This is a genomic window from Micromonospora sp. NPDC049139 (genome assembly GCF_055586845.1).
In genome coordinates this window covers 1-20,702 of the sequence record NZ_JBVJHK010000043.1, presented here as the reverse complement: position 1 = coordinate 20,702, position 20,702 = coordinate 1, and the positions used below count along the sequence as shown (strand labels likewise).

At 68.6% G+C, this 20,702-nt stretch carries 17 protein-coding genes and 5 pseudogenes; 13 read left to right on the top strand and 9 right to left on the bottom strand.

Features of this window, described 5'->3' with window-relative positions; translation table 11 throughout:
- On the top strand, window positions 1-374 hold a 374-nt coding region (locus tag ACZ6Q9_RS33705; RefSeq protein ID WP_396830796.1), incomplete at its 5' end, for a transposase.
- A gap of 85 nt (window positions 375-459) precedes the next feature.
- The gene (locus ACZ6Q9_RS33700; RefSeq protein WP_396831328.1) at window positions 460-819 is read left to right on the top strand and encodes a WYL domain-containing protein; all 360 of its coding nucleotides are present in this window, start codon (window positions 460-462) and stop codon (window positions 817-819) included.
- Window positions 820-918: 99 nt separating this feature from the next.
- Here the strand turns inward: ACZ6Q9_RS33700 and ACZ6Q9_RS33695 are convergent, their stop codons facing one another.
- Together ACZ6Q9_RS33695 and ACZ6Q9_RS33690 are read right to left on the bottom strand one after the other, a co-directional pair.
- Window positions 919-1,524 carry a hypothetical protein gene (locus ACZ6Q9_RS33695; protein ID WP_396831326.1) on the bottom strand — a complete coding sequence of 202 codons (606 nt, stop codon included), beginning with the start codon at window positions 1,522-1,524 and terminating at the stop codon, window positions 919-921.
- 1,532 nt (window positions 1,525-3,056) lie between these two features.
- The gene (locus tag ACZ6Q9_RS33690; RefSeq protein ID WP_393270197.1) at window positions 3,057-3,668 is read right to left on the bottom strand and encodes a helix-turn-helix domain-containing protein; all 612 of its coding nucleotides are present in this window, start codon (window positions 3,666-3,668) and stop codon (window positions 3,057-3,059) included.
- Between the two features lie 78 nt (window positions 3,669-3,746).
- Between ACZ6Q9_RS33690 and ACZ6Q9_RS33685 the strand changes: the two genes are divergently transcribed.
- Both ACZ6Q9_RS33685 and ACZ6Q9_RS33680 read left to right on the top strand, forming a co-directional pair.
- Window positions 3,747-4,721: an NAD(P)/FAD-dependent oxidoreductase gene (locus ACZ6Q9_RS33685; protein ID WP_393270194.1), complete on the top strand. Its 975-nt coding sequence runs from the start codon at window positions 3,747-3,749 to the stop codon at window positions 4,719-4,721.
- A gap of 35 nt (window positions 4,722-4,756) precedes the next feature.
- A complete protein-coding gene (locus tag ACZ6Q9_RS33680; protein WP_393270192.1) occupies window positions 4,757-5,011 on the top strand; it encodes a putative antibiotic biosynthesis monooxygenase in 255 nt (84 codons plus the stop codon).
- Between the two features lie 854 nt (window positions 5,012-5,865).
- On the opposite strand, the gene ACZ6Q9_RS33675 is transcribed toward ACZ6Q9_RS33680, so the two are convergent.
- Window positions 5,866-6,177, bottom strand: coding sequence for a hypothetical protein (locus ACZ6Q9_RS33675; protein WP_396831323.1), 312 nt, complete (start codon window positions 6,175-6,177; stop codon window positions 5,866-5,868).
- Window positions 6,178-6,521: 344 nt separating this feature from the next.
- Here ACZ6Q9_RS33675 and ACZ6Q9_RS33670 point away from each other — a divergent pair, with 344 nt between their 5' ends.
- Window positions 6,522-7,346: an SAM-dependent methyltransferase gene (locus ACZ6Q9_RS33670; protein ID WP_396831321.1), complete on the top strand. Its 825-nt coding sequence runs from the start codon at window positions 6,522-6,524 to the stop codon at window positions 7,344-7,346.
- A gap of 159 nt (window positions 7,347-7,505) precedes the next feature.
- Here ACZ6Q9_RS33670 and ACZ6Q9_RS33665 read toward each other — a convergent pair.
- The 3 genes and pseudogenes from ACZ6Q9_RS33665 to ACZ6Q9_RS33655 all read right to left on the bottom strand — a co-directional run.
- A pseudogene (locus tag ACZ6Q9_RS33665) lies at window positions 7,506-7,673 on the bottom strand (IS6 family transposase); the annotation flags it as partial.
- Window positions 7,667-7,849, bottom strand: a complete 183-nt coding sequence (locus ACZ6Q9_RS33660; RefSeq protein ID WP_393270182.1) for a DNA glycosylase AlkZ-like family protein — start codon at window positions 7,847-7,849, stop codon at window positions 7,667-7,669. The pseudogene ACZ6Q9_RS33665 and the gene ACZ6Q9_RS33660, both read right to left, overlap by 7 nt.
- A 33-nt stretch (window positions 7,850-7,882) precedes the next feature.
- Window positions 7,883-8,872 carry an MDR family NADP-dependent oxidoreductase gene (locus tag ACZ6Q9_RS33655; protein WP_396831319.1) on the bottom strand — a complete coding sequence of 330 codons (990 nt, stop codon included), beginning with the start codon at window positions 8,870-8,872 and terminating at the stop codon, window positions 7,883-7,885.
- 91 nt (window positions 8,873-8,963) lie between these two features.
- On the opposite strand from ACZ6Q9_RS33655, the gene ACZ6Q9_RS33650 reads away from it, so the two are divergent.
- The gene (locus ACZ6Q9_RS33650; protein ID WP_396831317.1) at window positions 8,964-9,920 is read left to right on the top strand and encodes a helix-turn-helix transcriptional regulator; all 957 of its coding nucleotides are present in this window, start codon (window positions 8,964-8,966) and stop codon (window positions 9,918-9,920) included.
- A 539-nt stretch (window positions 9,921-10,459) separates the two neighbouring features.
- On the opposite strand, the gene ACZ6Q9_RS33645 is transcribed toward ACZ6Q9_RS33650, so the two are convergent.
- Complete coding sequence (locus tag ACZ6Q9_RS33645; RefSeq protein ID WP_396831330.1) at window positions 10,460-11,476, bottom strand: TrmB family transcriptional regulator; 1,017 nt, start codon at window positions 11,474-11,476, stop codon at window positions 10,460-10,462.
- 396 nt (window positions 11,477-11,872) lie between these two features.
- Between ACZ6Q9_RS33645 and ACZ6Q9_RS33640 the strand changes: the two genes are divergently transcribed.
- The 4 genes and pseudogenes from ACZ6Q9_RS33640 to ACZ6Q9_RS33625 all read left to right on the top strand — a co-directional run bounded on the left by ACZ6Q9_RS33640 (window position 11,873) and on the right by ACZ6Q9_RS33625 (window position 17,403).
- Window positions 11,873-15,478 (top strand): S8 family serine peptidase, encoded by a 3,606-nt coding sequence (locus tag ACZ6Q9_RS33640; RefSeq protein ID WP_396831315.1) that lies wholly within the window; start codon window positions 11,873-11,875, stop codon window positions 15,476-15,478.
- A 107-nt stretch (window positions 15,479-15,585) separates the two neighbouring features.
- Window positions 15,586-15,906 carry a transposase gene (locus ACZ6Q9_RS33635; RefSeq protein WP_466021476.1) on the top strand — a complete coding sequence of 107 codons (321 nt, stop codon included), beginning with the start codon at window positions 15,586-15,588 and terminating at the stop codon, window positions 15,904-15,906.
- Complete coding sequence (locus ACZ6Q9_RS33630) at window positions 15,903-16,028, top strand: hypothetical protein (RefSeq protein WP_393270170.1); 126 nt, start codon at window positions 15,903-15,905, stop codon at window positions 16,026-16,028. Before ACZ6Q9_RS33635 ends, ACZ6Q9_RS33630 begins: the two co-directional genes overlap by 4 nt.
- 71 nt (window positions 16,029-16,099) lie before the next feature.
- Window positions 16,100-17,403, top strand: a pseudogene (locus tag ACZ6Q9_RS33625) (IS256 family transposase).
- A 46-nt stretch (window positions 17,404-17,449) separates the two neighbouring features.
- Here ACZ6Q9_RS33625 and ACZ6Q9_RS33620 read toward each other — a convergent pair.
- A pseudogene (locus ACZ6Q9_RS33620) lies at window positions 17,450-17,900 on the bottom strand (transposase family protein); the annotation flags it as partial.
- A 200-nt stretch (window positions 17,901-18,100) separates the two neighbouring features.
- Here ACZ6Q9_RS33620 and ACZ6Q9_RS33615 point away from each other — a divergent pair.
- The 3 genes and pseudogenes from ACZ6Q9_RS33615 to ACZ6Q9_RS33605 all read left to right on the top strand — a co-directional run.
- A pseudogene (locus ACZ6Q9_RS33615) lies at window positions 18,101-18,313 on the top strand (DUF4158 domain-containing protein); the annotation flags it as partial.
- 23 nt (window positions 18,314-18,336) lie between these two features.
- Window positions 18,337-18,693: a DUF4158 domain-containing protein gene (locus ACZ6Q9_RS33610; RefSeq protein WP_393270167.1), complete on the top strand. Its 357-nt coding sequence runs from the start codon at window positions 18,337-18,339 to the stop codon at window positions 18,691-18,693.
- A 93-nt stretch (window positions 18,694-18,786) separates the two neighbouring features.
- Window positions 18,787-20,505: a leucine-rich repeat domain-containing protein gene (locus tag ACZ6Q9_RS33605; RefSeq protein ID WP_396831313.1), complete on the top strand. Its 1,719-nt coding sequence runs from the start codon at window positions 18,787-18,789 to the stop codon at window positions 20,503-20,505.
- Between the two features lie 47 nt (window positions 20,506-20,552).
- On the opposite strand, the pseudogene ACZ6Q9_RS33600 reads toward ACZ6Q9_RS33605, so the two are convergent.
- Window positions 20,553-20,702 (bottom strand): annotated as a pseudogene (locus ACZ6Q9_RS33600) (IS701 family transposase); the annotation flags it as partial.

Sequence of the window (20,702 nt, the reverse complement as noted above, 5' to 3'; positions counted from 1 at the left end):
TCCTCAAGTTCCTGAAGGTCATCGACGCCAACACGCCCACCGGTATGGATCTACACCTGGTCCTGGACAACTACGCCACCCACAAGACCCCGGCGTTGCAGCGGTGGCTGGCCGCGCATCCCCGCTTCCACCTGCACTTCACACCGACCTCGGCATCCTGGCTCAACCTCGTCGAGCGGTGGTTCGCCGAACTGACCAACCGCAAGCTCCGCCGATCCAGCCACCGCAGCCTCGCCGAACTCGAAGCCGACGTCCGCACCTGGATCGACGCATGGAACGCCAACCCCAAGCCGTTTGTCTGGACCAGGACCGCCGACGACATCCTCAACAGCCTCGCCACATACTGCCGGCGAATTAACGACTCAGAACACTAGTACTTCAGCCGCACTCGCCTGATCTGGAGTTTCGGCAGCTCGCCACGAGCCGTGGCCGTCGGTTGCTCAGCCCGATGCGACAACGATTGAGGTCCGGCGCGCGGTACTTGCCGGACACAGACTGCGCATCCACTACGCGGCTGTGGACCAGACCCCGAGGTGGCGCACCGTGGACCCGATCGGCCTGGTCACCGTACGGGACCAGGGCTACTTGCTGGCCACAAGATCAGACGCGGACCGCACCTACCGGCTGTCCCGGATCTCGGCTGCCAGGCAACTCGCCGAACCCCGCACAGCGACCAGCCTGCGTCCAGAACCGGCCGGCGCCACTCGCTGCGCTGGTGGTGTCAGCGCGGGCTCCGCGCCCATCGTCGCACCGTTGCGATCCTCGCCCGGCCGGGGACCGGGCGCAGCCCACAGAGGCTCGGGCGGCACCTGCTGGTAGCTGGCCCGGTTGCGATCCTCGCCCGGTGCGGGGGCCGGGCGCAGCGCAGCCCCCGCCGCGCCCCCAGCGAGGTTGGTGGAAGAAGTCGATAGAGCACGCTCATGGGATCACGATGCTGGCATCGAGTGCTTCCACGATCAGGGGTTCGTCGTCGTTTGGTACTCCGACAGACCACACACGTGCTTTAGAGCCGATTGCGGGTATCTGGGTCTGGAGGAGAGTTGCGTCTGCGTTTTCCGGGTTGCTGCGGTACCAGCGTGCGCGGATGCGCGATGCCCCTTCGATGTCGACGGTGAGGGTAAAAGATGACACGCTCCCGTGCTCCATAAGGCTCACCGTGCGGTCGATGACGCGTCCCGCTGATGGTCGTGCGTGGTTCCGTGTCGCGTGCCACCGCTCGGCGAGCTGCGCCTCGCGGCGTGAGAGCTTTCTCGATTCCGTCAATGCCATTCCACACCCGGCCAAAAAGAAGGCCGGCAGGAGGGTGAAGATCAGATTGAACCACCACCCCGGCGAGTCGCTTATCCAGAGGAACAGGACTAGGAGGCTTGTGCTGAGCGTGCCGGCGACCAGCAGGACCCAGAGAATGGCGAGAGCGGAAGGGCGCAGTCGTCTGCCGAACTGGATCTCCCTCGGTGCGGTCGCGTCGTCTCCAAAGGATCTGACCAGGTGCACGATGTGACTGATCGGTGTGTCGTCCGTCATTGCGCACCCGTCGGTGGCTTCCGAGGCGTTCCGAGGTTGTGGCGGGGCTTCACTTGCCTAGCTTGGCATATGTAGATGTGTCTGTCACGGAGCTGACTTGCGGTCGAGGGACTCCGGGTTGTCTCGATGCCGTCCCTATTTCCGCAGCGCGATGGCGAGCCCCGTGAGGAGGAGGCCACGCCGAGGATGGCGAGGCTGGTAGCCAGGATCGCGAGATCTGCCAGGCCGGATATGAAGAAGAGGAGCGCGGCGTTGAGACATGGTGGCCACGCCTTCGATCAGCCATTGAGCTGGCCTAGGAGTTGGCCGGTGCTTGGGACCCCGATGACGAGCAGTGGTTTGCTGACTGTCCAGTGGTGCTTGACTTCGCCGGGGAACACCTGGAAAGCAATCACCAGAAGCTCGACGACCTGTCGATCACGTGAAACTCGGTAGACCTGCCCTGGACGCCGACGTGGCCTACATCGGACGGATTCCGGCTGGTCTGGCGCGACGAGGTTCCCGCCGTGTTGGCGGCCCGGTGCGGGCAGCGGCTTGAGGCGGCGGAGCTTCTTGAATGGGCTGGCCGTCCGTCGAGACGGATCAACCTCAGTTCTGCTCTCTCGTCCCAGTTGTTCTGCTCGGTCGAGGGCCGTTTAGGCCCGCCCGTAGCTTCAGCGACAATCTTGCGGGTTGCGGTCGCAACAAGTGTGGTGGTCGGGGGCACAGGTCTTGCCTCGCCGGCAGGCGCGGAGGACCGGGTCCAGCCAGGTCAAGTTGTCACCTACGTGGATGCGGTTCCGGGTCTCGCGCCGTCTGATATCGGAGACCGCGCCCGGTACGTCGACGAGCAGGGCCGAGTGATCAATCCGGCGACGAACGGGCACCAGACGGCGGGATCGCGACGTTGGCGATCGGGTGTACGCCCATCAGCCTGCCTGATGATCCTCACTACTCAGCGCCGGATGTCTCTGGGCGCGGGCAGTGGGAAAAGGGTGACTGCACGGCGGACACGGCTCGTGTCCGTAACTGTCTCTACGAGCTTTCCACGGACGGCGCATGGCGCCGCAAGGCTTGATCGGCGACGGTTGCAACTCAAGCCCAAGTCGGTAAGCAACAACCGAACGACGGCGCGTCGACCCTGCGAATCGACAGGTCAACTGATCTCCTGGCGTAATCATGTCGACGTCGATGTCGACGGCCAGATTGATCCGTCGGACACTGCCTATCACCAGGCGAGTGTGCACTGCGTCGTCACCGCACCAGACCAGTAACGCACAGCTCATTCCCGCCTCGGACGGGCACCGGCGCGCCGGCAGAACCCACAGCAATGTCAGCTCGGCGAGCTGGCACCCCCAGTGATACCGGTTACTACTCCAACAGCAGCCTCACCTCCGGCAGCGGCCAGTACCACGACGACCACTACGGAGCATGAGTTCTGATTACCGCTAGTGACGGGTCCGGGGGATGGGCGCCCTCATCGTGGCTGGATGAGCGCACCTGATCTTGCCGGCTCCTGTGCCCATACCCCCGTCGCTGCCCGACCTGACCGCTCAACGTCGTGCACCGTCAGTTGCCGGCTTGGGGGCGCGGGGCTTGGCGCGTACGTGCATGCGCTCGCCTTGTCGGCCGAGGATGCTGAGGATCTCGACGGGGTGTTCCCCGGTGCTGCCGAACCAGTGCGGCAGCCGGGTGTCGAACTCGGCCGCCTCGCCGGCGCGGAGCACGAAGTCGTGCTCGGCCAGGACGAGGCGGAGCCGTCCGGAGAGCACATAGAGCCATTCGTAGCCCTCGTGGACGCGTAAGTCGGGCTCGGTCTGGTCTACGGGGATGATCACCTTCCAGGCCTGCAGCGAACCGGCTTGCCGGGTCAGCGGTAGCACCGTGCGGCCGTTCGCCCGGCGGGGGACCAGGCGCACCCGCGGGTCGCCGACCTCGGGTGCGCCGACGAATTCCTCCAGTGGCACCTGATGGGCATGGGCGATCGGCAGCAGGAGTTCCAGGCTGGGTCGGCGTTGGCCGCCCTCCAACCGGGACAGGGTGCTCTTGGAGATGCCGGTGGCCTCGGCCAGCGCGGTCAGGGTGACGCCGCGCTGGGTGCGCAGGCGTTTGAGGCGGGGGCCGACCTCGGTCAGGGCGGCGGCGATCGCGGGCGGGTGATTCATGGCCCCATTCCACCTCGCTCTTCCCGGAAATGGCAACAATAGTTGCCGCCTACGGACTCTCGGAGCAGCCTGGGCGCCATGAACGAGTATGACGTCGTGGTGGTGGGCGGCGGGCCCGCCGGATTGAACGCCGCCCTGGTGCTGGCCCGAGCCAGGCGCCGGGTCGCGGTCGTGGACGCCGGCCTGCCCCGCAACGCGCCTGCCACCCACCTGCACGGATTCCTGTCCCGCGACGGCATACCGCCGCACGATCTGCTTACCGCCGGTCGGGCCGAGGTCGCCGGGTACGGCGGTCGTTTCATCGACGACACCGTGGTCGGCATCGAACGCGGCTTCCGGGTCCACCTGGCCACCGCAGCAGCGCTGAGCGCCCGGCGCGTCCTCGTGGCCACCGGCCTGCGCGACGACCTGCCCGCGATCCCGGGCCTGGCCGAGCGGTGGGGCCGGGACGTGCTGCACTGCCCGTACTGCCATGGCTACGAGGTCCGTGACCGGCCGCTTGGTGTGCTGGGCGGCACGGTGGACGCGGTGCAGCACGCGCTGCTGGTGCGGCAGTGGTCGCCCGACGTCGCCTTCTTCGCGCACACCCACGACCTAAGCCCGGACGAGCGGAAGCGGCTGACCGCCCGCGGTATCCGCATCGTCGAAGGCACGGTGGCGCGGCTCGTGATCGACCGTGACCGGCTCGCCGGCGTCGAACTGGACCGGGGAAGCGTTGTCGCCCCGGCGGCGATCTTCGTCCGGCCCCGGTTCGTGCCGAGCAACGGCCTGCTAACCGGCCTGGGCTGCCAGGTGGACGGCAACGGCTGGGTGGTCGTCGACGAGAGGGGCCGCACCAGCGTGCCCGGTGTCTGGGCTGCGGGCAACGCCGTCGACCCGCGCGCCCAGGTCATCACCGCTGCCGGCGCCGGATCGGCCGCCGCCATCGCCCTGCACGCCGACCTGGTCGAGCAGGACGTCCAGCGCGCCATCGCGGACGCCCGCCCGTTCTCGGCCGCACTGGAACGGCAAGTCACCGAGGCCGTCCTCGCCGACCGCCGTCACGGTCTCTGAACCCACAACCATCAAATACTGGAGGAGCACTCACCATGTCTGAGGACCCGATCGCCCGCCCGCCGATGCGCGCCGGGCCGCCGCCCCGCCATCACATGGCCCTGATGATCTGGCTGGCCGTCTTCCCCACGCTCACCGTCCTGCAACTGCTACTCGGCGACCTGCTCCGGGACACACCGACGGTGCTGCGCACCCTCGTCCTGGCCACCCTCGCGGTGCCGATCGTCATCTACGGCCTCCTGCCGCCACTGCAACGCCTGCGCATGTACGTGATCGGCCGGCGAGCCTGATCGAGTGGCCGTCCCGTCGTCACGAGCCCGACGCAACGCTCGGATCGCTGCTTGGTTCACCTACTCGGTGAATTACTGATCCGGCGTTCCCTCTGCGACGATCCGTCGCGCCGGTTCAGAACCGGTCCGCCTCTTCTCGCCAGGCGCCCGCAGGCCCCACCTCCTTACCACCTGCACCTGGCGAACGGTTGCTCTCGCGACGATTGACCCGGCCAGCCGAGGCGGCCGCCAACGACCGTGCACGTTCGGCGGCCGCCAATGGGCAGGAGGTAAAGCACGTAGCCCTACTCAGCGGCCTCGGCGCGGCGCTGCTCAGGCCGCTGCACACCGGTAGCAACGCCGGGTGCCGATCAACCTGTGGGAAGCCCGCCGCGCGGAGCGCGGACCTGTGACCTGTCGACGACCCGGACCGGCGATTGCGTGGCAGTTCGCGGGCTGACCTTGCGACCTGCTCGATCGGGGAGGCCGTCACCACGTATCGCGGGCCGAGCCGGGATCGCGCTGCGGAACTCGACCACCTGATCGAACAGGCCTGACCGACCTTCGGGGAGTACAAGACCCGATTGGTGCGGTTCCACGCTGGACTGGGCATCGCCGGTTGACGAGGTCAGGCGAGGGCGGTGGGGCTGGTCTCTGCCCGCTCGACTTGACGGCGGAGCCGGTCGGCCTGCTCTTTACGGCCGGAGGCCGCTTCCGGTTAACCCGGCCCGCCAGGGCCGGGCGCTGCGGTGAGCGGGAGTGGGGTGATCGGTCGGGGTCGACCGCAGTCCTACGCCGAGGGCCAGCTGAGCAGATCAGGGGTGAGGTGGTGTGCTGCCCTGCTCGTCCAGGATGGCCCACAGCGCTTCGCGCCTCTACTTGCGGCGGTAGCGCCCCTTTGGGCCTGTTGACTGCTCATCGGCGCGCTCCAGCATCCGACTGGGTAGGGCGTTGGCGGTGCTGTAGCCGAGCACTCTGGCGGCTTCCGCTTTGCCCACCAGTTCGTCCGGGGCCCCGGAGCGGTCGACGCTGTCACGCGCGCTGCGCCTGGCCTGTTCGCGTGGCAGTTCGTATTTGGCGATGTCCTGGCGGCGCCATGTGCGGCCGTCGGCCGCGCGCTCGGGGAAGCCGTTGCTGTCGCGCTCGCGGTAGAGCCGGTCGAGGTGGCTGACGGAGATGCTGAGCATCGCGGCTGCTTCAAGCTCCTCGCCGCCAACGGTGCCTGTGGCGGGCGCGCCATCGGCTGGGGCAGCAGGCGACACGGCTATTGCCTGCTGGCCCGCGACGGCAGGTGTGACCGCCTTCGGTCGCAGATCCAGGTCGACTGCGGAAATCTGGCCGCAGTCAGCCTGTCCCCCTCACCCGGGGATCGGAAGGTTGGGCGTTCGATTCGAGTCCCTTCGGGCGCGCAAGATCATGAAGGGTCTGACCTGCCGAAGTGCCGTCATCATCCGAATTGGACCGGATCGCGGGGCGGGCGGACGTCATCTAGGCTACGCACGTCCATCCCGGCTCTTTGAGGGAGTCGACCGTGACGCGTTCCGCCGGAAGCCGAACTGAGGATGTCCCGCCCACCGGTGTGGACGTCTCCGTACCGCATTCGGCTCGGGTCTACGACTGGTGGCTCGGTGGAAAGGACAATTTCGCTGTCGACCGGGCGGTGGGCGCCGCGTTGATCGAGGCGATCCCCACCCTGCGGATGATGGCCGCCGAGAACCGGCGGTTCGTCCACCGGGTGGCCCGCTACCTGGTGGCCGAGGCCGGAATCCGCCAGTTTCTCGACATCGGCACCGGCATCCCCACCCGGCCGAACCTGCATGAGGTCGCCCAGGCGCTGGCGCCCGAGACCCGGGTGGTGTACGTGGACAACGATCCCATCGTGTTGGCGCACGCCCGGGCGCTGATGATTAGCAGCGAGGAGGGGCGCAGTGAGTACATCCACGCCGACCTGCGCCGGCCGGAGACGATCCTCGCCGACCGCCTCACTGGCACGCTAGACCTGAGCCGGCCCGTGGCGCTTACGCTCATCGCGGTGCTCATGCTGTTGCGCGACGAGGACGAGCCGGGGGAGAGGCTGCGTACCATAACGCGGGCCTTGCCCTCTGGCAGCTACCTGGCCATCACCCATCCGACGCAGGACTTCAACCCCTCAGAGATGGGCGCGGCGGTGGCCGCCGCCAATCAGGGCCACATGACGCTGGTGCCGCGCACGCGCGCCGAGGTGGAGCGGTTCTTCGACGGGTGGGAGTTGATCGAGCCGGGCATCGTGCCCGTCATGGCGTGGCGGCCCGATGACGCCGGACCGGACGACCCGCATGCGGCCTACTATTGGGCCGGCGTCGCCCGCAAGCCCTGACCCTCAGTGTCGGTGGACCCGTTCCGACCACCGTCCCTATCGGATCAGAAGGTTAGGGGTTCGAGTCCCTTCGGGCGCACAAGATCGTAAGGGGCCTGACCGACACCGTTGCGTTGTGGGATTGGCGGACGTATTGAACCCCGGTGTGGAGGTCTGCGGTCAGATCGCCCAAGCGAGTTCGGTGAATGCGGTAGCGACCCGCAGAGCGGGCGGGGCGTCGACGGCGAGTTCGTAGTGTCCGCGTCGGAGGTTCTGCATGAAGGCGTGGCCGGCGATGATGACCTGTGCTGTCTTGTCCGTTCGCAGCCCTCGCATCGGTCTCAACCGGTACCACCTGCCCGGTACTCCAGCAGGGCGATGAGCTCGGACTGCGTGAGGGCGTGGATCCTGCTCCACAGCCCGACATAGGCCCAGTTGGGCTCCTGTGCCTGCAGCGCAACCAGTCGCCCGATCACCTCCAGCGGGGTGCGATCGTTGCGCCCCAGCAGGAACTGGCGGTCCATCAGCGCCCTTCAGGGCCCGGAGGGAGAGTGTGGTCACGGCAGCCGCACCGAGACATTGCCCTGGTAGGAACCCTGCAGCAGGGAGAGGAACGCCTGCGGCACGTCCTCGATCCCGCCCTCGACGACTGTCTGCGGGTAGACGAAGCGGCCCTCGCCCAGCCAGCTGCTGAAGTGCTCGCGCCAGGCCGCGATCTGATCGGGCGTGTGGTAGCAGGAGAACGGCAGCAGCTCGACGCCCTTGGCCTCGGCCGCCGCGCGGTCGGGCTGCGGAAAGCGCTGCGCCGCGTCGCCGAGCTGGCTGGACAGTGAGCCGCAGAGGGCGAAGCGTGCTCCGGGCCGGGCCGCCTGGAGCGCGCCCTGGTACTGCTCGCCGCCCACGACGTCGAAGAAGACCGAGATGCCTTCGGGCGCGACTTCCTTGAGCCGGTCGGCCGTCGAGCCGTCGTGGTAGTCGAAGGCGGCGTCATAGCCAAGCTCGTTCACCAAGTAGTCGGCCTTCGCCGGGCTGCCGGCGCTGCCGATCACCCGCGCCGCGCCAAGGCACTTGGCGATCTGCCCGGCCAGCGAGCCGACCCCGCCCGCCGCGCCGGAGACGAAGACCACGTCGCCGTCGCCGACGGCCGCTACCTCGGCCATCCCGTAGTAGGCGGTCGGTCCCTGGCCGAGGTAGTAGCCGGGATCGGCGAAGAGCTCGCGGCTGAGCTTGAGGTACGAGCCGGCCGGGCCGGCCGAGTACTCGCTCCAGCCGGTCATCGACTGGACCAGGTCGCCGGCCTCGAGTTCGGGGCTGTCGGATCGGACCACGGTGCCGATGGCGGCCACCCCTACCCGCTGCCCCGGCTGCCAGGCCGGGACCGGAATGGTGCAGTCTGCCCGCATCAGCTCCAGGTAGGTCGCGGCGAGCCCGATCTGGTCGGTGCGTACCAGGACCTCGCCGTCCACCTCGGTCTTGGCGACGGTGAAATGTTCGAGCGTGGGGGTGCCGGTGATCTGGGCAGTCAGCTGGATCTCACGTGTGATCATCTTCTGTCCTTACCTCGGGTGTGACCGTCGAGATCGACTCTAGGGATAGTTCCGGCCAGTTTCTGACCGGAAGTCGAGGCAGGATGTCGCCATGGCGAACACCAGCTCACGGACCCTGAGACTGCTCTCGCTGCTGCAGACCCACCGGCACTGGTCCGGCCTGGAACTGGCCGACCGGCTCGGGGTCTCCGAGCGGACGCTGCGCCGCGATGTCGAGCGGCTGCGCGAGCTCGGCTACCCGGTCAGCGCGGCCCGCGGCACCGACGGTGGCTACCAGCTCGCGCCCGGCGCCGTCCTGCCGCCGCTGCTGCTGGACGACGAGGAGGCGGTGGCCCTCGCGGTGGGCATCGGCGACGCGGCGCAGAGCGGGATCGCGGGGATGGAGGAGGCATCTCTGCGCGCACTCACCAAGGTGGTGCGGGTCCTGCCGCCCCGGCTGCGGGCCAGGGTGGACGCCCTGCGGGCGATGACCCTCTCCGCTGTCGTGCCCGGGCCGGTCGTCGCGGCGGGGGTGCTCACCGCAGTCGCCCAGGCTTGCCGGGACGAGGAGCGGCTGCGGTTCGGCTACACGGCCAGGGGCTCCGCACCCACTGAGCGCGAGGTCGAGCCGCACCGCGTCGTCGCACTCGGCGGACGCTGGTACCTGGTGGCCTACGACCTGGGTCGGCACGACTGGCGCAGTTTCCGCCTCGACCGGCTGACCGAGCCGACGGCTACCGGCACGCGCTTCCGGCCGCGCCTGCTCCCGGCCGAGGACGCCGTGGCCCTCGTCCAGGCAGCGAGCGGGGCCCCGGCTCCGTACACGGTCGAGGTCCTTGTGCACGCGCCCTCCTCGCGGGTGCGGCAGGTGGTCGGCCGCTGGGGCACGATCGAGCCACTCGATCAGGACAGCTGCCAGCTCACCATGACCTCGACCTCCCTCGACTGGCCAACCCAGGCACTGGGCAACGTGGGCGCCGAGTTCGAGGTCCTGGGGCCGCCGGAGTTCGCCGCGCACGTCCAGGAGTGGGGCGCCCGCTTCATCCGGGCCACCCGCGCACCCGCATGACCTTCCTCGCCGTGGCGCCGCGACGGTAGCGCGACGTTCGTGGCAGCCGGCGAGGCAGTGGAAAGGCGTTCTGCCAGGCGTAGGAGGGCTTGAAAACCGGGTCCCACAGCGGTTCGGGCAGCCATGAAGTGCGGGCAGGGATAGACCTTCCCGAGCTCGAAATGACCGCCCGAACGCTGAATGGAATACCCTTCAGCGTAACTGTACACAATGCGCCCGGAAGCCATGTGACCTGTTGAGTTTGCGAGAACTGGAAGAAGCTCTCCCGGCGCTGTCGACTATCCGGACAGAGTTTTGCATCAGGTCCCTCCCCACACACAACGTTGCTGCCATCGGCATCGATATAGAGGGATAGTGATGCAGTGGTTCATGGGATTCGGCCACTCGCAACATCTGTTACCTCAGCCGTGCGGGCGGGCTCGGCGGGTCGGGTGTTGCCGTTGCTGTATCTGCACGGGCTGTCGGCCGGCGACTTCGTACCCGTGCTGGAGTCGTTCCTGGGCTCGGCCGCCGGGCTGTCGTTGCCGGCAACTTGCTGTTCAGGAGTCGAAGGAGCGACGAGTGACCCAGCCGCGTTCAGACGCCTCCCAGCCGAGCTGCATGCGCGACGTCGAGCCGGTGAAGTCCATGAGCGCCCTGAGGCGGCGCTGGACGCTACGGCCGCTCATCCCCAACTGCTTGCCGACCACTTCGTCGGTGAGACCACTGAGCATGAGCGAGAGGAGCGCGAGGTCGTCTGGGTCCGGGCCAGCAGCGGGGCCGTCCACGAGACCCTTTTCCGGGTCGAGGACTATGGGGATGCCCGCCGCCCAGACGGACTCGAACAGGGTCACCAGCGAGTGGACGAGGCTCGGGGCCCTGATGACCACGGCGGCCGCTGCGTAGCCCCGGACCGAGAGCGGGGCCATGGCCACGACCCCGTCGGTCACGAGCAACTTGGTGGGCACCTTGGGGACGGCGCGGATCAGGGCATTCGCACCGAGTGCCTCCCGTGCCTCAGCAACCGTCGTGTCATCCTCGAAGGCCGCGCGTTCGATGACGACGCGAAACGTCACGCCGCGGTCGAGCGCCTGCGCTTCCGCCGTGTTCTCCTCGGGACTCACCGCGACAGGGCGGGCGTCGACGAAGGTGCAGACCTCCTCGCGAGCGCCGAGCTCGAGCTGGAGGAACCGCCGACGGACCGCGTCAGCTCCCAGCACGACCTCGACCAGGTCGCCGACGTCGGCATGGTTGAGATCGCGGCGGAACATCTCGGTTAGCGCCACCACCGACGTCTCCGCCACCGACAAGGCGTGCCGACGCGAGTTGAGCAACCCCTGCAACGCGACATCCGGGGCCGTCGGAAACCATCTGCGCACGTCGCCCTCGAACGTCGCCACCTCGACGAGCCCGAGGTCGCGCAGCGAGCCGAGGACCCCGAGCACCTCGTCGACGGGGCGTTGCCACCGTGCCGCGAGCATGTCCACGGTGCCACCCCCGTCGACGACGAGGGATTGGTACTCCCGCTCCTGTGCAGCTGTCAGGCCAAGAGCGCTGAGATCGAGCTCCAGGGTCACCGACCACTCCCTTCAGACCTCCGCTCGGGTGCGACCATCGCGCATGCCGGCTGTCGAGAACACGACATGTCGATTCTTCGCCTGCCCGCCCAGGTTCCCCGAGGCGGGCCTCGGTCGGCACTCTGCTCCTTGGCGCCGGCCCCACCACCACCCAGGGGTCGGCAGCGGCGTGGACGTCCTACCGGTGCTGCGTCGTCCCACATCCGGGTTTCGTGCCCGCCTCGTTCCCACGGAGGCCCCATGCGCCGCACTTGGCGTCGTCGTACCCTAGCTTCCGCTGGCGTTCTCGCCATCGCGGCCGCACTCTCCCCATCAGTCCCCGCAGCATCGGCCGCAGGCGAGCCCCGGCCCATCGTCGGGTCGGCCGAGCACGCTCAGGCCCAGCAGTCGGCGACGGTGACGCTCATCTCCGGCGACCGGGTCCGGCTCACCCGCGCGGCGGACGGCCAGCCGATCGCCCAGATGCTGCCCGGAGACGACGGTACGGTCCCCGACCACGAGACGCTCCGCGACGGTGACAACCTCTACGTCTTCCCCGCCACCGCGGCGCAGGCTCTCGCGGCAGACCTCGTCGACCGCGAGCTCTTCAACGTGACCGGCCTCGTCGACCAGGGCTTCGACGACGCCCACGCCGACGCGATCCGGGTCATCGCCGAGTATGACGACGGCAGCCGGACGGTCACCGACTCGACGCCCACGCCGACCGGGGCCAGCGACAGCAGCGCTCTGACCTCGGTCAACTCGCTGTCGTACGCCGTTGACAAGTCGGACGTCCAGGCGGCCTGGGCGGAGTTGACCGACGCGAGCTCGGGCGCTGGCAACGGTCTGGCCAAGCTCTGGCTCGACCGCGCGTTGCGTGCGACACTCGCCGACTCGACCGCGCAGGTCGGCGCGCCCGTCGCCTGGCAGGCCGGACTCGACGGTGCCGGCAGCACCGTGGCCGTCCTCGACACCGGGGTCGACGCGGGTCACTCCGACCTCATCGGCCGCATCAAGGCGAGCAAGGACTTCACCGGGTCCGCGACTGGCACCGACGACCGCGTCGGGCACGGCACGCATGTCGCGTCCACGGTCGCCGGCACCGGAGCTGCGAGCGGTGGCAAGGAGCGTGGTGTCGCCCCGGGTGCGGACCTGCTCATCGGCAAGGTCCTCGACGACTCGGGCGCCGGCTTCGAGTCCCAGATCATCGCTGGCATGCAGTGGGCCGTGGCGAACAACGCCGACGTCGTCTCCATGAGCCTGGGTAGCGTCCAGCCGACCAGGACCTGTGACGACCCAATTTCCCAGGCCGTCAACGAGCTCTCCGGCTCCAGCCGCAGCCTGTTCGTCATCGCGGCCGGCAACATCGGCTCGTCCCAGAACACGGTCTCGAGCCCGGGCTGCGCCACGTCCGCGCTCACCGTCGGCGCCGTGGACTCCACCAACGCGACCGCGCAGTTCTCCAGCCGCGGCCCGGTGGGCGGCACCCACGTCCTGAAGCCGGAGATCGCCGCACCCGGCGTGGGGATCCTGGCAGCCGCCGCCGGCGGTCGCGGCCTGTACGCCTACCAGACGATGTCCGGCACGTCGATGGCCACGCCGCACGTCGCCGGCGCCGCCGCCATCGCCAAGGAGACGAACCCCACCTTCACCGGTGCGCAGCTGAAGGACCTGCTCACCTCCTCGGCGGACCCGACCGTCGCCGGAGCCGCACAGGAGGTCGGCGCGGGTCGTCTCGACATCGCGCGGATGCTCTCCCAGACGGTCACCGGGCAGTCCAGCGTCTACGGGGGGGCCTTCGCCTACCCGCAGACCAAGGCCTACGAGGCGAAGAGCCTGACGTACACCAACCGTGGGAACGCTCCTGTCGACCTGCGCCTCTCCGTCGAGCGGGTCACCGGTAACGACGGCCGACCGGTCAACACGCCCCTGCTCAAGCTGCCGCAGCACGTGGTCGTCCCGGCGCGGGCGAGCGTCGTGGTCCCGGTGACGGTCCAGCTTGGCGCGAACATCCCCGACAGCTCGCTCGGCGACATCACCGCCCGCATCGTCGCGACCGACGGCAGCCAGCGGGTCTCGACCGCCTTCAACCTCTACGCCACCGCCCCGTCGGTGACGGTCACGGTGTCCGTCATCGACCGCAAGGGGAACCTTGCCGCCGGTGTGTCGTCGGTCGACTTCGTCAACACCGACACGTCCAAGGGGGAGCGGCGCTTCGTCAGCGGAAAGGTGCAGACCTACACGGTCCGCCCGGGTCGTTACTTCCTCACGTCGTTCGCGGTAACGCCTACTCCTGGGGCGGTGAACCCGTCGGCTCCGGCGTCGGTGGCGTACCTTGCCCGTCCAGAGGTGACGATCGACAAGGACACGTCGTTCGTCCTCGACGCCCGCCAGGCGCACCCGCTCACGGTCTCGACGGAGCAGCCCAGCGAGCTTCGCTCGACGACACTCACCTTCGAGCGGCAGTGGCCGAACAACTGGCTGCACGCGGGGACGCTGAACATCGGTCCTGGGACGCGCGAGATCTACGCTCAGATCACCGGCAAGGTGGCCAACGGTGACGGATCGTTCGAGTTCGGGCACTGGAGCCGGAGGATCACCCCGCTCGTCTCGTCCATGACGACGTCCGGCGGGCTGGCCCTGCACCCGCTCTCGCCGCGCCCTGGGGTCGGCAACCTCGACGGGCAGGGTACTGCGGAGGCCGTCTCGGTCGGAGCAGGCACCGCTGCCGACTTCGCGGCCGTGAGCGTCGCGGGCAAGGTGGCCGTGGCTCACATCCCGGGCGGCAGCGACTTCCCAATCCAGACGAGGGCCGCGGCCGCAGGCGCCAAGGCACTGCTCGTCTACCGCGACGACCCCGGCACGTGGCTCCCGGCCGCCGGCTTCAACGCCACGCCACTGCCCGTCTACAGCCTGTCCACCAGCGAGGGCGCCGCGCTCGGCGCTGAGCTCGCGGCAGGTCCGGTGACCATCACATGGTCGGCGCAGGCGAAAAGCCGGTACGCCTACACGCTGGGCTTCTTCTCCGACGGCCAGCTCGTCACGGCCCAGAAGCACGTCGTGGCCGACTCCTCCCTGGGTCGGATCAACACGACGTACTCGAGCATGGGTGCCGCGACCGACTTCGGTGACATGACGGCGGCCAGACGTCCGAGCACCGTCACCTTCGGCATCGGTGGAGTCGACCCCCTCGCCGTGCCGAACACCCGGATGGAGTATCTCAACGCCGATGGCACCCAGTGGTACAAGTCCGTCATCTCGAGCCTCCCGTTCGGCGAGGTCATGAGCGACCGTTTCCGGACCTTCAGGCCCGGCCGGGAGGTCACCGACTCGTGGCACGGCGGGATCCTCGCACCGGGTGTCCGGAACAACAACGACGGCGTGCCGCAGATGATCGGTGAGCGGCAGGGTGAGCTCATCGGTGTCGCTCCGACGATCTGGGCCGACAGCGCAGGGCACTGGGCCGACGCCGGCGGCTTCGGCGACCTGGGCAAGCTCGAGCTCAAGCGCAACGGTGTCACCGTGGGTAAGAGCATCTACCCCTACGACGTCTTCAAGGTCCCGTCAGAGGACTCGACCTACGAGCTGACGTTGACCACGGAGAAGATCGGGGCGCCGGCGAAGTTCTGGAAGCGCTCGACGTTGATCCAGACGTCGTGGACGTTCGACTCGCACGAGGAGCCCGACGTCTACAGCCGCCCGCTGCCGATGCTCCTTCCGCGTCTCGACCTGCCCGGCGACGGGCTCAAGATGGTCGCCGCTGGGTCGGTGACGATCCCGGCCAGGGTCCAGGCGAACCCGGGCTACCCGGCGAGTGCCATCGAGTCCGCCAGGGTGTGGACCTCGACGGACGGCGGCATCACCTGGGTCCAGGGCACGACGCGCCTGACGTCCTCCGGGGCGGACCTCGTTGTGGACCACTCCGGTGACTCCGGCAAGCAGGTCAGCCTGCGCGTCGAGCTCACCGATGCGAAGGGAGCCAAGGTCTCCCAGACCATCACGCGCGCGTACGACGTGCGCTGACACGTCGAGTGATCGGGAGCCGCTGACCACCACGAGTCCGTCAGCGGCCCCGATCACCCGCGAACGTGGCAGGCGGTCGTGGCTGACGCTGACGTCATGTCGGGGCGCTGGCGTGTGGCGGACGCCGAGGAGTTGTTGGAGGTGGTACCGAGGGCGTTCCGACGCGTCCACCGTCCCCGCAAGGGCGAGCGGCGCAGCTTCGCCGAGACCGACTACTCGCCCTGCTCGATGCCGCTCACCAGTACCTCAAGGCGCCGATCGTGCTGATCTGGGACAACCTCAACACCCACGTCAGCGCCGCGATGCGCGAACTGGCCGCGGCCCGGGACTGGCTCCACGCGATCCAGCTGCCTGCCTATGCCCCTGACCTCAACCCGACCGAAGACGTCTGGTCACACGTCAAACGCAGCCTCGCAACCTCGCCGTGACCGGCGTGGACCAGCTCGCCGCTGTGGTGCAGAACCGGCTCAAGCGCATCCAGTACCGCCCCGACCTCCTGACCAGCTTTCTCGCTCACACCGGCCTGCCCCTCGACCCCGAACCGCCGTAACCCTGATCTTTCAACCTTCTGTAGGGACTGTAAAACGAACGGTGTAACTCCTGATCAAGGAGCAGCACTTGATGACGGATGTCGTGATCACCGAGGTCGATACTGACCAGGTGGCGAAGCGTGGACCGGCGCGGCCGGTGGGAGACGGGGTCGACGATCAGCTCGTCGCCCAGGTGGTGGAACAGGCTCGTGCGGCGGGTCTGCAGCTCACCGGTGAGGGCGGGCTGCTGCAGCAGCTGACCAAGCGGGTTCTGGAAGCCGCTCTGGACGGTGAGATCACCGATCACCTGGGCTATGACAAGGGCGACCCGGCAGGGAAGAACGGTGGAAACTCTCGCAACGGGTGCGGGGCAAGACGGTGCTGACCGAGGTCGGCCCGGTGCAGATCGAGGTGCCCCGCGACCGCGACGGCACGTTCGAACCGCAGATCGTGCGGAAGCGTCAGCGCCGGTTGTCCGGGGTCGAGGACATGGTGATTGCCTTGTCGGCAAAGGGATTGACGACCGGGGAGATCCAGGCCCACCTGTCCGAGGTGTATGGCACGGACGTGTCCCGGCAGACGATCTCCACGATCACCGACAAGGTCGTCGACGGGATGACCGAGTGGCAGAAACGGCCCCTCGACCCGGTCTACCCGGTGATCTTCCTCGACGCGGTGCACGTCAAGATCCGCGACGGCAAGGTCGCGAACAGGTCGATCTATGTGGCCTTGGCCGTCACGGTCGACGGCAACCGGGACATCCTCGGACTGTGGGCCGGCGACGGCGGTGAGGGCGCGAAGTTCTGGCTCAGCGTGCTCACCGAGTTGAAGAACCGGGGTGTCACCGACGCGTGCATGGTGGTCTGCGACGGGCTCAAGGGTCTGCCGGACGCGATCGGGCAGACCTGGCCCGAGGCGGTCGTGCAGACCTGCATCATCCACCTGCTGCGGGCGTCGTTCCGCTATGCCAGCCGGCAGCACTGGGACGCCATCGCCAAGGCGTTGAAACCGGTCTACACGGCAGCGACCGAGGCCGCCGCCCGGGAACGCTTCGCCGAGTTCGCGCAGGCGTGGGGCACAAAGTACCCGGCGATCATTCGACTGTGGGAGCAGGCGTGGGCGGAGTTCGTCCCGTTCCTGGCCTTCGACGCCGAGATCCGCACCGTCATCTGCTCCACCAACGCCATCGAGTCCGTCAACGCCCGCATCCGCCGAGCCGTCCGGGCCCGCGGCCACTTCCCGAACGAGGGCGCCGCCCTCAAATGCGTCTACCTCGCGGTGATGAGCCTCGACCCGACCGGGCAGGGCCGCCGGCGGTGGACCATGCGCTGGAAACCCGCCCTGAACGCCTTCGAGATGACGTTCGAAGGCCGCCTGACCGCAGGCCGCAAGTAACTCTCAATAACCCGAGTTACACCGTTCGTTTGACAGACCCGGTTGCGTCACCCAAGGCGATGACCAGGCGGGTGTTCGCGTCGATCGCGACTTGCAGGTTGGTCGAGTATCGGTAGTTCTTGCTCTGTGCGGCCAGTCGGTGGTCGCGGGTCGGGATCAGGGTGCCGTCCACGATCGCGATCTGGTCTTTCGGCCGGCGGCGTACCGGTGCCAGCGCGAGCAAGGGTCCGGCCGTGTCGATGACCTGGTGGGCGGCGGAGTGCGAGACTCCGAACAATGGGCCGAGTTGACGCATGGTCAGGTTCGTGCGCCAGTACACGGCGACCAGCAGAACCCGGTCCGGCAGCGTCAGGGCCCAGGGGTGTACCGGGCGCCCGTCGGCTATCGCGTCCCCGCCACGGCGAGCGACCAGGCGCACCAGCCGGTGGATCTGCGCCGGGTGCAGCCCGGTTGAACGGATGAATCAACTCCGGGCGGGAAGCCGAGAACACCTGCATTCATCGATGATCCCGAAGTGCGGCTCAGGATGTCTCAGCAACGCCCGAGCCGGTGCCGGATTCTGGCGGCCACGTCAGCGCACAGGTCGCCGAGCCCGTAGACCTAGGGGTGTTGGTAAGGATCTTGCGACCAGGGGCCAAATAGTTGATCTTCGGTTGAGGGCTGTGTTGCAAGGTCGCTACCGCGATGATTGACCGTTGTGAGTCGATCTCCCCTCAACATCGGCGAGCTGGTTGAGCACTGGACGCTCGTGCCCGCCGAGCTGGATCTCGTGGTGGGCAAGCACGCCGAGACGCGCCTCGGGTTCGCGTTGCTGCTGCGGTTCTACGGCCGGTTCGGCAGGTTCCCGCGTGGCCGAGCTGACCTGCATCCGGAGGCGGTGGAGTTCGTTGCCCGCCAGATCAGGACGGAAGCGACTGACCTGGCGTTCTACGAGTGGGATGGCCGCACGATCAAGCGCCACCGCAGGCGTACCTGGAGCGAGAGAAGACCCGGTTCGAGCACCAGTGGGAGATCTGCGAGGTGTACGGGTTCACCGGCTACGCCGACTCGGAGGCGGCGTTACTGGAGTGGGTGGATCAGCAGGCGTGGACGACGGGTGATCAACCGAAGGTGTTGTTCTACGCGGCGGTGGCATGGCTGCGGACCCGGCGGGTGCTGCTGCCGGGTGTGACGACGCTGCGGGACCAGGTGGCCAGCGTGCGCCGGGCGGCGCGGATGCGTATGCACGCGATGCTGCACGCGGCGGTGGCCGGCGAGCAGGCGCATCTGCTGGACAAGATGCCCGTCTAACCCCCGGGAGGCCGCCCGGTTGGAGGGCTCGACCCTTCGCTCCACAATAGACTGTGCGCACGGCTGGCGCGGGCGTACCCTATGATCACCCGCGTGGCGACGCCCGCGACCTACGTGTTCACGTCCTTCGACGATGCCGATACCCGCCTGGGCGGCGCGTTGTCCGCCGCGTTCGACGGCAACTACGGCGGCACGCTGTTCTTCGACGGCGACCTGACCCTCGACGGGGACTTCCTGGACGCCGTCCGCGAGATGTCCGCCGCGGACCGCGAGGACGCCGTCGAGCTGATCGTGGTCACCGGCGATCTGACGGTCACCGGGCGGATCGCGCTGTACGACGAGCACCCCGGGCTCTACGTCGCCGGTCGCACGGAGGCCGAGACCCTGGAGGGCGGCGGGTCGGAGATCTCCATCCACGACGGCGCCTTCACCCACTTCGTGTACGGCGAGCACAGCGAGGGTACCCTCCAGGCCGGTACCGTCGACACGCCGTGGGTGATCGAGCGTGACCACCCGGTCGTCGTGACCGCCCCGGGCGCGCGCCTGGTGGACAACTACGGCGACTCCGAGGACGCTGACTTCGCCGGGCAGGCCATCGTCGACGCCTTCGTGCCCGAGGTCGTGGACGCCGACGAGCAGGAGCTGATGCTCGACGTGTTCCTGGACCGGCTGCGGGCCGGGCTGCCGGTGCTGCGGCCCGGAGCCCGGATCGCGTCCGAACGGGCGCGCGACCACTTGTCCGGCGCGGTGGCCGACCGGGTCGAGCACCTCGACCTGACCGGGCGCGACCTGCGAAGGTTCCCCGCCGAGGTGCTGCGAATGCCGTGGCTGCGCACCCTGGTGCTGGACGGCAACCGGATCGGCGAACTGCCCGAGGCGATCGGCAAACTCATCCGGCTCGAGCACCTGTCGGTGTGCCACTGCGGGCTGACCGCCCTGCCCGACTCGATCGGCGATCTGGCTGCGCTCCGGGTGCTGCGGCTGGCCGGCAACAAGATCGGGGACGGGGACGCCCTCGCCCTGCCGGCGGCCGTCGGCCGGCTCGCCGGGCTGGAGGAGCTGGACATCTCCGCGATGTCGGGCGGCCCGGTGCGGTCGACCCCGTGGCGGAACGTGCCCGGGGTGGCGCCGCTGGTGCTGCCGGACTCCTTCGGTGGCCTGGTCGGGCTGCGGCGGCTGGTCGCCGACGGGACCAACCTCGTGTTCCCGGAGTCCGCGCACGGCCTGACCGGCATCGAGGAGGTGTCCATGGCGGCCGGCGGCGGCGGGTACCTGAAAATCTTCCCCGACGCCGTCACGACCTTCCCGAACCTGCGCCGCCTCGACCTGAGCCGCAACTACTTCGACGCGATCCCGGACAGGCTGCTCCGGCTGACCGGCCTCGAGGAGCTCGACCTCGGCGACAGCCTTGGCCTGGTCACGGTCCCGCTGCCGGACCTCGGCCAACTGCCCGCCCTGCGGGTGCTCGGCTTCAGCGGGCGGATCGGCCCGCACCCGGTGCAGCCGGCGCACTCCGTGCTGCGGCAGCTGTTCGGCATGACGCTGGGCGCGCTGGAGGAGCTGCGGATCGACCGGTGGGGCCCGGACAAGGACCGCGGCGAGCTGCGGGCCGAACACCTCGCCGGGATCGGGGCGTTCCGCCGGCTGCGCGTCGTGGACCTGTCCTTCAACAAGCTCGAGGACCTGCCAACGGAGTTCGACGAGCTGCCCGAGCTGGCGGCGGTCGACCTCGGATACAACCGGCTGCCCGAGGCGGTCCGGGACCGGATCACCGCCGCGCATCCGGCGGCCCGGTTCGACTTCCGCTCCTAGACCAGAGCCAACGCCGCCCTGATTCGGTCTCGCCTAGTACTCCAACGTCACTTTGCCTGTCTGCGCTGGTAGTGGGATCGTCGGGCTCGGGCTTGGGATTTCCGTCGCCAGGTTGACCAGTGCAGGGTGTGCGCTGGTGATAGCGGTGCGGTGAGGACGAAGGCGTTGAGGAGCCGGCGGATCTCAGCGACGGTCAG

Bases quoted from the DNA above. Each gene is read 5' to 3' on its own strand.
- ACZ6Q9_RS33695 (WP_396831326.1), bottom strand. From the start codon at position 1,524: ATGACGGACGACACACCGATCAGTCACATCGTGCACCTGGTCAGATCC.
- ACZ6Q9_RS33660 (WP_393270182.1), bottom strand. From the start codon at position 7,849: ATGGACCGCCAGTTCCTGCTGGGGCGCAACGATCGCACCCCGCTGGAG.
- ACZ6Q9_RS33685 (WP_393270194.1), top strand. From the start codon at position 3,747: ATGAACGAGTATGACGTCGTGGTGGTGGGCGGCGGGCCCGCCGGATTG.
- ACZ6Q9_RS33650 (WP_396831317.1), top strand. From the start codon at position 8,964: ATGGCGAACACCAGCTCACGGACCCTGAGACTGCTCTCGCTGCTGCAG.
- ACZ6Q9_RS33655 (WP_396831319.1), bottom strand. From the start codon at position 8,872: ATGATCACACGTGAGATCCAGCTGACTGCCCAGATCACCGGCACCCCC.
- ACZ6Q9_RS33690 (WP_393270197.1), bottom strand. From the start codon at position 3,668: ATGAATCACCCGCCCGCGATCGCCGCCGCCCTGACCGAGGTCGGCCCC.
- ACZ6Q9_RS33680 (WP_393270192.1), top strand. From the start codon at position 4,757: ATGTCTGAGGACCCGATCGCCCGCCCGCCGATGCGCGCCGGGCCGCCG.
- ACZ6Q9_RS33675 (WP_396831323.1), bottom strand. From the start codon at position 6,177: ATGCTCAGCATCTCCGTCAGCCACCTCGACCGGCTCTACCGCGAGCGC.